The organism is Pseudomonas sp. SJZ078 (genome assembly GCF_007828255.1).
Taxonomy (GTDB): Bacteria; Pseudomonadota; Gammaproteobacteria; order Pseudomonadales; family Pseudomonadaceae; genus Aquipseudomonas.
Window position 1 is genome coordinate 170,532 of the sequence record NZ_VIUG01000005.1, and the last position, 12,931, is coordinate 183,462.

12 protein-coding genes are annotated in these 12,931 nt (G+C 62.3%); 10 read left to right on the forward strand and 2 right to left on the reverse strand.

Features of this window, described 5'->3' with window-relative positions; all coding sequences use genetic code 11:
- Positions 1-179 precede the first annotated feature (179 nt).
- Positions 180-1,553: a nucleotide 5'-monophosphate nucleosidase PpnN gene (ppnN, locus tag FBY02_RS07475; RefSeq protein WP_024777331.1), complete on the forward strand. Its 1,374-nt coding sequence runs from the start codon at positions 180-182 to the stop codon at positions 1,551-1,553.
- Positions 1,554-1,697: 144 nt separating this feature from the next.
- Here ppnN and FBY02_RS07480 read toward each other — a convergent pair whose 3' ends face one another.
- Both FBY02_RS07480 and FBY02_RS07485 read right to left on the reverse strand, forming a co-directional pair.
- Positions 1,698-2,363, reverse strand: coding sequence for an HAD-IA family hydrolase (locus FBY02_RS07480; RefSeq protein WP_144925403.1), 666 nt, complete (start codon positions 2,361-2,363; stop codon positions 1,698-1,700).
- Positions 2,364-2,446: 83 nt separating this feature from the next.
- Positions 2,447-3,793, reverse strand: a complete 1,347-nt coding sequence (locus FBY02_RS07485; protein WP_144925407.1) for an MATE family efflux transporter — start codon at positions 3,791-3,793, stop codon at positions 2,447-2,449.
- A 602-nt stretch (positions 3,794-4,395) separates the two neighbouring features.
- Here FBY02_RS07485 and FBY02_RS07490 point away from each other — a divergent pair.
- From FBY02_RS07490 to FBY02_RS07530, 9 genes are read left to right on the forward strand one after another with little or no spacing between them, the layout of a single operon-like run.
- Positions 4,396-5,307: a methyl-accepting chemotaxis protein gene (locus FBY02_RS07490; protein WP_371921401.1), complete on the forward strand. Its 912-nt coding sequence runs from the start codon at positions 4,396-4,398 to the stop codon at positions 5,305-5,307.
- 11 nt (positions 5,308-5,318) lie between these two features.
- Positions 5,319-5,687 carry a response regulator gene (locus FBY02_RS07495; RefSeq protein WP_063320603.1) on the forward strand — a complete coding sequence of 123 codons (369 nt, stop codon included), beginning with the start codon at positions 5,319-5,321 and terminating at the stop codon, positions 5,685-5,687.
- 16 nt (positions 5,688-5,703) lie between these two features.
- Complete coding sequence (locus FBY02_RS07500) at positions 5,704-5,988, forward strand: lipid asymmetry maintenance protein MlaB (RefSeq protein WP_144925412.1); 285 nt, start codon at positions 5,704-5,706, stop codon at positions 5,986-5,988.
- A gap of 26 nt (positions 5,989-6,014) precedes the next feature.
- On the forward strand, positions 6,015-8,105 hold the full coding sequence (locus tag FBY02_RS07505) for a chemotaxis protein CheA (protein ID WP_144925415.1): 2,091 nt from the start codon (positions 6,015-6,017) through the stop codon (positions 8,103-8,105).
- A 33-nt stretch (positions 8,106-8,138) separates the two neighbouring features.
- On the forward strand, positions 8,139-9,797 hold the full coding sequence (locus FBY02_RS07510) for a methyl-accepting chemotaxis protein (protein ID WP_144925418.1): 1,659 nt from the start codon (positions 8,139-8,141) through the stop codon (positions 9,795-9,797).
- A gap of 39 nt (positions 9,798-9,836) precedes the next feature.
- Positions 9,837-10,373 (forward strand): chemotaxis protein CheW, encoded by a 537-nt coding sequence (locus FBY02_RS07515; protein ID WP_144925422.1) that lies wholly within the window; start codon positions 9,837-9,839, stop codon positions 10,371-10,373.
- Positions 10,370-11,206, forward strand: coding sequence for a protein-glutamate O-methyltransferase CheR (locus FBY02_RS07520; protein WP_178111987.1), 837 nt, complete (start codon positions 10,370-10,372; stop codon positions 11,204-11,206). Before FBY02_RS07515 ends, FBY02_RS07520 begins: the two co-directional genes overlap by 4 nt.
- 8 nt (positions 11,207-11,214) lie before the next feature.
- Positions 11,215-11,712 (forward strand): chemoreceptor glutamine deamidase CheD, encoded by a 498-nt coding sequence (gene cheD, locus FBY02_RS07525; RefSeq protein ID WP_144925617.1) that lies wholly within the window; start codon positions 11,215-11,217, stop codon positions 11,710-11,712.
- Positions 11,713-11,714: 2 nt separating this feature from the next.
- A complete protein-coding gene (locus tag FBY02_RS07530; protein WP_047700818.1) occupies positions 11,715-12,782 on the forward strand; it encodes a chemotaxis response regulator protein-glutamate methylesterase in 1,068 nt (355 codons plus the stop codon).
- The last annotated feature ends 149 nt before the right edge of the window (positions 12,783-12,931 follow it).

The following is a 12,931-nucleotide window of genomic DNA, read 5'->3' on the forward strand; positions in this document are numbered from 1 at the left end:
GCATTATCGCCTGCCCGGCCGATTTAGCTATGCTGGGGCTCATTTTGTGTTGCACCCGACCCGAAGGATCCGGATCAAAGTCCATGGCGATACCGCAAGGATCGTGCGATCTTTCTGCGTGGACGTATTTTTCAAGATGCCGCCTCAGTGTGCACGGCATCGTTTTCAAGGAAAGCTGAATGACTCAAAGACATGTAATCAACGCTTCGGTGAGCCCCAAAGGCAGCCTGGAGACCCTGTCCCAGCGCGAAGTCCAGCAACTGAGCGAAGCCGGTTCCGGCAGCATCTATACCCTGTTCCGCCAGTGCGCCCTGGCCATCCTCAATACCGGCGCCCATGTCGACAACGCCAAGACCATCCTGGAAGCCTACAAGGATTTCGAGATCCGCATTCATCAACAGGACCGCGGCGTGCGCCTGGAACTGCTGAACGCGCCGGCCGACGCCTTCGTCGACGGCGAGATGATCGCCAGCACCCGGGAAATGCTGTTCAGCGCCCTACGCGACATCGTCTATACCGAGAACGAACTGGACAGCCAGCGCATCGACCTGAGTTCGTCCCAGGGCATCAGCGACTATGTGTTCCACCTGCTGCGCAACGCCCGCACCTTGCGTCCCGGCGTAGAGCCGAAGATCGTCGTGTGCTGGGGCGGTCACTCGATCAACACCGAAGAATACAAGTACACCAAGAAGGTCGGCCACGAACTGGGCTTGCGCAGCCTGGACATCTGCACCGGCTGCGGTCCCGGCGTGATGAAAGGTCCGATGAAAGGCGCCACCATCGCCCATGCCAAGCAACGTATCCATGGCGGCCGTTACCTGGGCCTGACCGAACCGGGCATCATTGCCGCCGAGGCGCCGAACCCGATCGTCAACGAGCTGGTGATCCTGCCGGACATCGAGAAGCGCCTGGAAGCCTTCGTGCGGGTCGGTCACGGCATCATCATCTTCCCGGGCGGGGCCGGTACCGCGGAGGAGTTCCTGTACCTGCTGGGCATCCTGATGCACCCGGCCAACCAGGACCTGCCCTTCCCGGTCGTCCTCACCGGGCCGAAAAGCGCCGCGCCATACTTCGATCAGTTGCATGCCTTTGTCGGTGCAACCCTCGGCGAAGCGGCCCAGAAGCATTACCAGATCATCATCGACGACCCGGCCGAAGTGGCACGGCAGATGACCCAGGGCCTCAAGGAAGTGAAGCAGTTCCGCCGCGAGCGCAACGACGCCTTCCACTTCAACTGGCTGCTGAAGATCGATGAAGGCTTCCAGCGTCCGTTCGATCCGACCCACGCCAACATGGCCAGCCTGGGCTTGAGCCTCGACCTGCCGTCCCATGAGCTGGCCGCCAACCTGCGCCGTGCGTTCTCCGGGATCGTGGCCGGCAACGTCAAGGACAAGGGAATCCGCCTGATCGAAGAACACGGCCCTTACGAGATCCACGGCGATCCCGCCATCATGGAACCCCTCGACCGCCTGCTCCAGGCCTTTGTCGCCCAGCACCGGATGAAACTGCCGGGCGGTGCGGCCTATGTGCCGTGCTATCGCGTGGTGACCTGACCTCTCGCAAGCACCCACTGTGCCATTGTGGAAGCGGGCTTGGTGGGAGCGGGCTTGCTCGCGAAGGCGTCGGCTCATTCAATATGAATGCGACTGAACCACCGCTTTCGCGAGCAAGCCCGCTCCCACAGGGGTCTGCGGCGGTTATAGAGTGATGTTCAGCCGCATCAGTCCAGATTCATCCAATCCGACGCCAAGTCCAAGGTAACCCTCGATCGACGGATGCACAGTCTCCACCGGATGCACATGCGTCGCCGTCACCACCATCACATCCGCCCCCGCGGCCTCGCCGGCCCGGATGCCGGCGTCGGCATCTTCGAACACCAGACAATCCTGCGCTGCCACCTGCAGCCGCTCGGCAGCCAGTCGATAACAGGCAGGGTTGGGTTTGCCGTCGCTGACGTCCTCGGCGGTGACCATCACGGCGGGACGCGGGATACCGGCGGCCTCCATTCGACGCAAGGCCAGTGCCATGGGGGCCGAGGTGACGATCGTCCAGCGCTCGGGTGGCAGGTTGTTCAAGAACGCCACGACCCCCGGCACGGGCACCACGCCTTCGACGTCTTCGATTTCCTCACGGGTTATCTGCTCGGCCTCAGCCTGGGCATTCACCCCCGGCAGATGCTGGCGAGCGATCGTGTCGACGGCTCGCACGCCATGGATGGTGGGCAGAAATGTCGCCACGTCCACGCCGTGGCGCAGTGCCCAACGGGTCCAGATCCGCTCGGCGGCGGCGATGGAGTTCAGCAGGGTGCCGTCCATGTCGAAGAGGAAGGCTTTGTAGGCAGTGGATGAGTGTTTTACGGACATCGGGTTCTCACAGTCAAAACATTGGCCCCTGTGGGAGCGGGCTTGCCCGCTCCCACAGGGTTATGGTGTCTGGGGGCGATCATCTACACCAACCGCTCGATCGACTGATGCTGCCAGACCCGTTTGTAATACAGCACCTGCAGCAACAGCATGCTCAGGTACGCCACGGGAAACGCCATCCATACCCCTTCCAGGCCGAAGTGGGCGTCGAGCAGGTAAGCCGCCGGCACCTGTACACCGACGATGCAGAAAATCGAGATCGCCACCGGCATCAACACCGTGCCGCTGGCGCGCATGATGCCACCGACGATGGCCTGGAAACCGAATATCAGCAAGCTCCAGAGCATGATGTGCAGCAGGTGTTCGGCCTTGACCCGTGCCGCCGGGTCGGTGATGAACAAACCCAACAGCCAGTGGGACAACAGGTACCCCAGCAACACCAGTCCACCCGTCAGGTAGACGTTGATCAGCAACCCGGTGCGCAGGATCGGCCCCAGGCGCTCCAGGCGTCCGGCGCCAATGGCCTGGGCGCCGAGGATGGAAGCGCTGATGGCAATCGACAATGCCGGGAACTGCACATAGTTGACGATCTGCGTCACCGCGCCATAGGCCGCCGTGGCCTGGGAACCGTGGCGATTGACCAGCGCCAGGATCACCAGCTCCGACAACGAGATCACCACCATCTGCAACCCCGTCGGCAGGCCGATACGCAGCACTTTGGCGAGGATCTCCCGGTCCAGGCGCATCGCCGCGAACAACGCCCGATCCGGTGCCAGGGCATGCTCGCGACGGTTCAAGCGCCACGCCAGCAACGCCATGGCCGACGCCGTGCCCAGCAACCCCGCCAGTGCCGCGCTCTGGATGCCCATCTGCGGCAGTCCCAGCCAACCACGAATCAACGCTGGCGTGAGCAGCATCCCGACCCCGGTGGACACCAGCAACGCCAGCAAAGGCGTCAGCGTATCGCTGACCCCGCGCAACAACTGGGTAAACAGGACGAACACCAGCAATATCGGCAGAATCCACATCATGACCCGGGCATAGGCAACGGCGTCCTCCAGCACATCGGCCGGCGTGCCCAAGCCTTGCAGGGCCTGACGGGTAAAAATACTGCCAAGCACCGCCGCCACCAGACCGATGATCGCCCCCAGCAGCAACGTCGAGCCGGCAATCGCCTTCACCGTGCCGGTTTCCCGCGCACCGTAGGCCTGCCCGATCAGCACCCCGGCCCCCGCGCCCAGGCCGATCACCAGCGCAATGAAGAAGAACAGGATCGGAAACATCCCCGACACCGCCGCCAGCGCCTCGGTGCCAAGCATCTGGCCAATGTAGATGCTGTTGAGCGTACCGGACATGGACTGCAGGAAATTGGACAGGACCATGGGGGTGAGGAACAGGAGGTAGATTTTCCAGAGCGGCTGGGTCGGCATGGGAGCTCTTGATGGCAGGTTCGACAATTCAGGTGTCGGTAATTTAGCGCAATCCATACCTGTGGCGAGGGGATTTATCCCCTCGCCACAGGTTCACTAGGCTGGCAGTTACCTTCGTCAGGCCGATTCGACATTTCACAGACTGTGGCTAATCTGAAGTAGCACAGTGCCACGCCCTGAGTAGGCCTTTGCCTACAACAGTCGGAAATCGGACGACTGGTCTTCAAGTCAAATCCGAGGTCGCAGATAACCAGTTATTCGCCAATAACCCGTTAGCAACACTGTTCAAGGACCGAACCATGACGTCGTACCCACACGGTCATTCCTTTTCTTCAATCCCACCTCGCCTTCTCTGGAGTCCCGTGCTCGTTGCCGTCGTCGCCGCCATCGGCGTGCTGATGCTCAACGAGATGAACGCACAGAACATCGGTTTCAGTGCAGTGCTGCTGGTCCTCGGTCTCGGTACGGGCCTGTGGGGCGCGCGGGCACGACGTCGGCAGCTCGACGAAGCGCTGGCCGCCACCGCCCGGCAAGACCTGCAAGGCGCCGAGCACGCCCTCCACAAAGCCAGTGCACAACTCAACGAAGTCATCCTCGGTGCCATGCCGATCTGGGCCAAGCAGGTGGAAAGCTCCCGGCAGCAGACCGAGACCGCGATCGTCTCGCTGACCAGCCGCTTCACCGGCATTTCGTCGCGCCTGGAAGAAACCGTGCAAGCCTCGCAACTGGCTGCCGGTGAGCTGGCCGGGAAAAGCAGTGGCGGCGCCGTGCAGGTGCTGGCCCAGAGCGAGAATGAACTGGTACGGGTGATCGACTCCCTGAAAGCCACCCAAGCCAGCCGCGACGAAACCCTGGCCCAGGTGCGTAACCTCACCGCCTACACCGGCGAGTTGCGGACCATGGCCGCCGACGTCGCCGCGATTGCCGCGCAGACCAACCTGCTGGCCCTCAACGCCGCCATCGAAGCCGCCCGGGCCGGTGAAGCCGGGCGCGGTTTTGCGGTGGTGGCCGACGCCGTGCGCAGCCTGTCGAGCAAGTCCAGCGAGACCGGCCAGCAGATGTCGGCCAAGGTCGACATCATCAATACCGCCATCACCCAACTGGTCCAGGCCGCTTCCAGTAGCGCCGATCAGGACAGCCAATCGGTCTCCACGTCCGAGGACAGCATCCAGCGCGTATTGGAGCGTTTCAAAAGCGTCACCGGGCAGCTCGCCGAATCGGCGGACCTGCTGCAACAGGAAAGCTTCGGCATCCGCGATGAACTCACCGAGGTGCTGGTCAGCCTGCAATTCCAGGATCGGGTCAGCCAGATCCTCAGCCACGTGCGCGACAACATCGAGGACCTGCATGTGCATATGCAGCAGGCCCAGCAGTCGCCCGACCAGGCAGTGTCCATCGATGCCCGCCAATGGCTGGCACGCATGGAAACCACTTATGCCACCGACGAGCAACGCCGCAACCACCACGGCGACTCGGGCGCGCAGCAAATTTCACAGGAAATAACCTTCTTTTAGGAGAGCCGTTCATGGCTAAAAGTGTATTGGTTGTCGACGACTCCGCGAGCGTTCGGCAGGTTGTCGGCATCGCGTTGAAAAGTGCCGGCTACGACGTGATCGAGGCCAACGATGGCAAGGATGCGCTGGGCAAGCTCAACGGGCAGAAGGTGCACCTGATCATCAGCGACGTGAACATGCCGAACATGGACGGCATCACCTTTGTCAAGGAGGTCAAGAAGCTGGCGAGTTACAAATTCACGCCGATCATCATGCTCACCACCGAATCCCAGGAATCGAAGAAGCAGGAAGGCCAGGCGGCAGGCGCCAAGGCCTGGGTGGTCAAGCCGTTCCAGCCGGCGCAGATGCTGGCGGCGGTGTCCAAACTGATTCTGCCTTAAAGGGTTGGAGGCTGTGATGCCACTGCTGTACGAAACACAAAGTGACACCGCGCAAGTGCAGATCGACGGCGAGCTGACGATCTACACCGCCGCCGACCTCGCCGCGCAATTGCTGCCCTGCCTGGGCAACACGCCGCAGATGGAGCTGGACCTGTCGCAGGTGACCGAAATGGACGGCGCCGGCCTGCAACTGCTGCTGATTGCCCTGCGCGAAGCACCGAAGGCCGGTACCCAACTGACCCTGACCGCGCGCAGCAAGACCGTCAGCGAAACACTCGAGCTGTGCAACCTGCTGGCCTAGCGCCCGACACGACAAAGGATATGAGCGTGAGCATCAATCTCGACCAGGCACAACAGACGTTCATCGTCGAGGCACGGGAACAGTTGCAGGCGATGGAAGAATCCCTGCTGCAACTGGAAAACGACCCGGCCGACGATGACGCCATCGGTGCGATCTTCCGCGCGGCCCACACCATCAAGGGCTCGGCCGGGCTGTTCGGCCTGGAGCCGATCGTCAGCTTCACCCACATCGTCGAAGATGTACTCGATCGCCTGCGCAACGGCAGCGTCGAGGTGGACACCGGCCTCATCGCGGTGCTGCTCAAGTCCAGCGATCACATGCTGGAACTGATCAACGTGGTGGCCAACCAGGGCGGGACGCTGACGCCGCCGGCCCTGAAACGGGAGATGGAGCTGTGCCAGGTGCTGCAGGAGTACCAGGCGCCCCCGTCCGATGACGCCACGGCAGCGGCGGCTGAAACCACAACGCAGGAGTCGTCCGAAACGCGTCTCTGGCACATCAGCCTGCGTTTCGGCCAGGACGTGTTCCGCAACGGCATGGACCCCCTGTCATTCCTGCGCTATCTGCAGACCCTCGGTGAAATCGTCCACCTCGACACGCAGACAGAAGCGTTGCCCAGCGTCGAAGCCTTTGACGCCGAATCCTGCTACCTGGGATTCGACATCGATTTCCGCTCGGCCGCCAGCCACGGAGCCATCAACGAAGTCTTCGATTTCGTCCGGGAAGACTGCCTGATCGAGATCGTGGCCGTTGATGAGCGGGCGAACACCGGACTGGTTGCCACCGCCCAGGAACCCAGCGCCGAAAGTACCGCGCTGGTCACCACCGGCGAACTGCTGGCGGACCAGCGCAAGACGCCGCGAACGTCAGGCCGACTCCCGGCTGACGGATCACCGGCCAGCAGTGAAAACAAGGCCAAGGACGGCGCCTACGTGCGGGTCAACGCCGACAAGCTCGACGAATTGATCAATCTGGTGGGTGAACTGGTCATCGCCAGCGCCGGCACCAGCCTGCTGGCCCGCAACTGCCACGATGACACGCTGCAGGAAGCCACTTCGACGGTGTCCGGGCTGGTGGAGGAAATCCTCGACGGCGCCTTGCGCCTGCGCATGATCCCCATCGGTGAAACCTTCAACCGGTTCCGCCGGGTGGTGCGCGATGTCAGCCAGGAACTGGGCAAGGACATCGACCTGATCATCAGCGGCGCGGAAACCGAACTGGACAAGACCGTGGTGGAGAAGATCGGTGACCCGCTCATGCACTTGCTGCGCAACGCCATGGACCACGGCATCGAGACCGCCGACGCGCGGCTGGCCGCCGGCAAGCCGGCCAAGGGGCATCTGCACCTCAACGCCTATCACGACTCGGGCAGCATCGTGCTGGAAATCGCCGACGATGGCGCCGGCCTGAACCGTGACCGGATCCTGGAAAAAGCCCAGGAACGTGGCCTGGTCGCCCCCGGCGCCAGCCCGACCGACCAGGAGATCTACAACCTGATTTTCGAACCCGGCTTCTCCACCGCCCAGGCCGTCACCAGCCTGTCGGGACGCGGAGTGGGCATGGACGTGGTCAAGCGCAACATCACCCTGCTGCGCGGCACCGTGGACCTGGACAGCCAACCGGGCCAGGGCACCGTGGTGCGGATCCGCTTGCCGCTGACCCTGGCGATCATCAATGGCTTCCTGGTGGGCATCGACCAGTCCACCTATGTCATTCCGCTGGATATGGTCCAGGAATGCATCGAGCTGAGCGAAGACGACGGCACCGCCAGCCGCGAACAGGGTTACCTGGACCTGCGCGGCGAGGTGCTGCCCCTGGTGTACCTGCGCGATCACTTCAATCACGAAGGCCGGGCCGCACGCCGGCAGAACGTGGTGGTTGTGCGCTATGCCGAACTCAAGGCCGGACTGGTGGTGGATGACTTGCTGGGTGAATTCCAGACCGTCATCAAGCCCCTGGGCAAGTTGTTCGGCGCCCTGCGCGGGATCAGTGGCTCGACCATTCTCGGCAGCGGCGCCGTGGCGCTGATTCTCGACGTGCCGGCGCTGCTCGCCCAGATCGCCCAGACAGAAAACCGCTACACCCCTACCCCATTATCACAAGCCAACGCTCGCTGACGCTTTAGCAACTCCATGGAGAGGTATTTCCCAATGAAATGGTTCTACGATCTTAGAATCGCCACCAAACTGATCACGTCATTTCTTGTGGTGCTGGCCCTGACCGCGGTTATGGGGGTGTTTTCGATCATCCAGCTGGGCGAGGTGAACGGCACCACCACCGAAATCCGCGAAAACTGGATGCCGTCGATGCGCGCGGCGTCCGGCATGCGTTTCTACGGCGCGAACTATCGCCTCAAGGAAAACCGCCATATCACCGCTGATTCCGAGCAGGAGCGCACCACAATCGAACAAGAAGCGGAAGAAGCCAGGAAAGGTTTCGAGACCCGTCTGGCGACCTACGAAAAACTGCTTTCCAACGCCGAAGACCGTCAACTGTTCGAGACAACCCGCGATGATTGGGCCGCCTATCTGGCGATCAGCAAAGACCTGATGGCACTGTCCCGGCAAAACCTCACCGACCAGGCCCATGCGCTGCTCAAGGGCGAGTCCCGGCGCCGATTCGAGCTGGTGACCAGTGACCTGCAAAAACTGGTCGAACTCAACGATACCGGTGCCGGCGCGGCCAGCGAACGCGGCACGGCGCTGTTTGAAAAATCGCGCCTGTCGATCATCGCCGTGCTGGCTGCCGCCCTGCTGATCGGCCTGGGCCTGGCGCTGTTCATCTCCCGGGTTATTTCCCGCCCCTTGAAACAAGCGGCTTCGGTGGCCGAACAACTGGCCGAAGGCAACCTGAACGCAAAAATCGAAGCCGGTTCCAGGGACGAAACCGGTATGGTGCTCAACGCCATGCAGAACATGGTGGGCAAGCTGTCCCACATCATCGGTGAAGTGCGCAACGCGGCGGACAACCTGGCCAGCGCCTCCGAAGAGGTCAGCGCCACCGCGCAGTCCATGAGCCAGGCCACCAGCGAACAGGCGGCCAGCGTCGAGGAGACCAGCGCCTCCATCGAGCAGATGAGTGCCAGCATCAACCAGAACACCGAGAACGCCAAGGTCACCGACGGCATGGCCAGCAAGGCTGCCAAGGAAGCCACCGACGGTGGCGAATCGGTGCAGCAGACCGTGGTGGCGATGAAGAAAATCGCCCAGCGCATCAGCATCATCGACGACATCGCCTACCAGACCAACCTGCTCGCGCTCAACGCCGCCATTGAAGCCGCTCGTGCCGGCGAGCATGGCAAAGGCTTCGCCGTCGTTGCCGCCGAAGTGCGCAAGCTGGCCGAACGCAGCCAGGTTGCGGCCCAGGAAATCGGCGAACTGTCTTCCAGCAGCGTCGACATGGCCGAGAAGGCCGGCAACCTGCTCGATGAGATGGTGCCGTCGATCAACAAGACCTCAGACCTGGTGCAGGAAATCAGCGCCGCTTCCGAAGAGCAGGCCGCCGGCGTGGCGCAGATCAACACGGCCATGACCCAGCTCAACCAGGTGACCCAGCAGAACGCCTCCAGCAGTGAAGAACTGGCCGCCACCGCCGAGGAAATGAGCAGCCAGGCCGAACAACTGCAACAGGCCATGAGTTTCTTCACCCTGGACACGCCGCCCAAGTCGGCCAGCCTGCCGGTGAAGGTCGACCACACACCCGGGTCGTCCCTTCGCAAGCCGCCCCGGGCCTCGGTGACCACGTTGCCCAAGGCGTTTGCCTACAACATGGCCAGCGCGCCGGACGAATCCGAGTTCACCCGGTTCTGACGGTCCGCTTCTACAGGCTCGCTTATAAGGAGAAAAGCCATGGGCGCCATCGCGACCACCCGTCAAACCGCCATCGCGGTCGAGGAAGAAGCGCAATACCTGACATTCATGCTGGGCACGGAGATGTTTGCCATCGGCATCCTCTGCATCAAGGAAATCATCGAATACGGCAACCTGACCGTGGTACCGATGATGCCGGCCTTCGTCCGTGGGGTGATCAACCTGCGCGGTGCGGTCGTGCCGGTGGTGGACCTGTCGGCCCGTTTCGGCCGGCAGAACTCGTCGATCACCCGGCGCTCGTGCGTGGTGATCATCGAGGCCAACAGCGAAGACGGCCACGCCCAGGACATCGGTCTGCTGGTGGACACGGTATCGGCGGTGCTGGAAATCCCGGCCTCGCAGATCGAACCACCACCGAGTTTCGGGGCGAAGATCCGTGCCGACTTCATCAGCGGCATGGCCAAGGTTGAAGGCAAGTTCGTGATCGTGCTGGAGGTGGGCCGTGTGTTGTCCATCGACGAAATGTCCCAACTGGCCGAAGCCAGCCCCACCGCGCTGGAGTTTGAAAGCCAGTGAACACCGACACCTGCAAGGAACGCACCGTGAACTCACTGGCGCTCAGTGACCGAGAGTTCAGCCAATTTCAATCCTGGCTGTACAAGGCCGCCGGCATCAACCTGTCCGACGCCAAGAAAGCCCTGGTGGCCGGGCGTTTGTTCAAGCGCCTCAAGCACTATGAGCTGGGCAGCTACGGCGAGTATTTCAAGTTGATCATGAACGGCCAGCGCACCGACGAATTGCAGGTAGCGCTGGACCTTTTGACCACCAATGAAACCTACTTTTTCCGCGAACCCAAGCACTTCGATTTCCTGCGCCAGCACGTGCTGCCCCACGCCGTACCGGGCAAGACCTTTCGCCTCTGGAGCGCGGCCAGCTCGTCGGGAGAAGAACCTTACAGCCTGGCGATGACACTGGCCGAAGGGCTGGGCACCACGCCTTGGGAAGTCATCGGTTCGGACATCAGCACCCAGGTGCTGGCCAAGGCGCGCTCCGGGCATTACCCCATGGAGCGCGCCCGCACCCTGCCCCAGCCGCTGTTGGTGAAATACTGCCTCAAGGGCACCGGCAGCCAGCAAGGCACGTTCCTGATCGACCGAGCGTTGCGCAATCGCGTCAACTTCGTCCAGGTCAACCTCAATGACACCCTGCCGGAGTTGGGGGAGTTCGATGTGATTTTCCTGCGCAACGTCATGATCTATTTCGACCAACCCACCAAAAGCAAAGTGGTTGCCCGATTGATCCCCCGGCTCAAGTCCGGCGGGTATTTCATCGTAAGCCATTCGGAAAGCCTCAACGGCGTGTCCGATGCGTTGAAAATGGTGATGCCATCGATTTATCGCAAACCATGAGAGCCGCCCTGCAACCCGCGACGAGGGAGGTGGCCGAGGTCTACCTGGCGCCAGGCGAGTTCCGCTTCGCCACGTGCCCGACCCGGCTGCGCACCATCCTCGGCTCCTGCGTGGCAATCACCCTGTGGCATCCAGAGCAGCGGATCGGCGGCATGTGCCATTTCATGCTGCCCAGCCGCGTACGCTGCTCCACGGCCCTCAACGGCCTGTACGCCGACGAAGCCATCGAACTGTTTATCCGCAAGGCGCGGGCCCATCACACTGAACCCGAGGAATACCAGCTCAAGCTGTTCGGCGGCGGCGAGATGTTCCCCGAGCTGCAACGGCATGTGCCCTTCGGCGACGTTGCGCGGCTGAACGTCAATGCGGCGCTGGAAATGGCCGCCCTCTATCGCCTGGACCTGATTGCCCAGGACATGGGCAGCACCGGCTACCGGAGCATCATCTTCGACCTGTGCAGCGGCGACGTGTGGGTCAGGCACCAACCGATAAGGACACGGCATTAACCATGTCAAAAAAGATCAATGTATTGCTGGTGGACGACTCTGCCGTGGTTCGCCAGGTACTGCTGGCGATTCTCAGTGACACCCCGGACATCCACGTCATGGGCGCGGCTTCCGACCCGATTTTCGCCATGGACAAGCTGGCCCGGGAGTGGCCGGATGTGATCGTGCTGGACGTGGAAATGCCTCGCATGGACGGCATCACTTTCCTGAAGAAGATCATGAGCGAGCGGCCGACCCCGGTGGTGATCTGCTCGTCCCTGACTCCCAGAGGCGCGGAAACCACCTTGCAGGCGATGGCTGCCGGGGCAGTGGAAATCATCACCAAGCCCACCAGCGGGCTGAAGAATTTCTTGCTGGAATCGGCACCGGAACTGGTGGCGGCGATCAGGGGCGCCGCCCAGGTCAATGTCCGCAACCTGGGCAAGCGCCCCGCGCCACTGGCACCGGCCACCAAACTCAGCGCCGATGCCATGTTGCCCGCCGCGAACGGCCACGCCATGGCGCAGACCACCGAACGCATCGTCGCCCTGGGAACCTCAACCGGTGGCACCCAGGCCCTCGAAGCGGTGCTGACCGCTCTGCCGCGGGTGTGCCCGGGCATCGTCATCGTCCAGCACATGCCGGAGAAATTCACCGCCTCGTTCGCCGCCCGACTCAACAGCCTGTGCCAGATCGAAGTCCGCGAAGCGCGCAACAACGACCGTATCCACCCGGGTCTGGCCCTCATCGCCCCCGGCGGCAAACACATGATGGTGACCCGCAGCGGCGCGTTCTACCACGTGCAGGTGGTGGACGGGCCGCTGGTCAATCGCCATCGCCCGTCGGTGGACGTGCTGTTCCGCTCAGTGGCCAAGTTCGCCGGCCGCAACGCCACCGGCATCATCATGACCGGCATGGGCGACGACGGCGCCCGCGGCCTGAAGGAAATGCTCGACGCCGGCAGCGCCACCGTAGCCCAGGACGAAGCCAGCTGCGTAGTCTTCGGCATGCCCAAGGAAGCCATCAAACTCAACGCCGCACAGCGGGTGATGGGGTTGCAGGAGATTGCCCAGGTGATTTTGCATCGGTAGTCATGAGAAACCCTGTGGCGAGGGGATTTATCCCCTCGCCACAAAAGCGATTCCTACACCGGCGGAATCGTCGCAAGCACACCAATCAACAGGGTCAACGCCAGGAAACCACCCAGAAAAATTGCCATCTTCGTCATAAGCGCTCCTGA

Excerpts from the sequence above, each read along its gene's own strand:
- FBY02_RS07490 (WP_371921401.1), top strand. The coding sequence starts at position 4,396 with ATGCCGATCTGGGCCAAGCAGGTGGAAAGCTCCCGGCAGCAGACCGAG.
- FBY02_RS07480 (WP_144925403.1), bottom strand. The coding sequence starts at position 2,363 with ATGTCCGTAAAACACTCATCCACTGCCTACAAAGCCTTCCTCTTCGAC.
- FBY02_RS07495 (WP_063320603.1), top strand. The coding sequence starts at position 5,319 with ATGGCTAAAAGTGTATTGGTTGTCGACGACTCCGCGAGCGTTCGGCAG.
- FBY02_RS07530 (WP_047700818.1), top strand. The coding sequence starts at position 11,715 with ATGTCAAAAAAGATCAATGTATTGCTGGTGGACGACTCTGCCGTGGTT.
- FBY02_RS07510 (WP_144925418.1), top strand. The coding sequence starts at position 8,139 with ATGAAATGGTTCTACGATCTTAGAATCGCCACCAAACTGATCACGTCA.
- FBY02_RS07500 (WP_144925412.1), top strand. The coding sequence starts at position 5,704 with ATGCCACTGCTGTACGAAACACAAAGTGACACCGCGCAAGTGCAGATC.
- FBY02_RS07485 (WP_144925407.1), bottom strand. The coding sequence starts at position 3,793 with ATGCCGACCCAGCCGCTCTGGAAAATCTACCTCCTGTTCCTCACCCCC.
- ppnN (WP_024777331.1), top strand. The coding sequence starts at position 180 with ATGACTCAAAGACATGTAATCAACGCTTCGGTGAGCCCCAAAGGCAGC.
- FBY02_RS07515 (WP_144925422.1), top strand. The coding sequence starts at position 9,837 with ATGGGCGCCATCGCGACCACCCGTCAAACCGCCATCGCGGTCGAGGAA.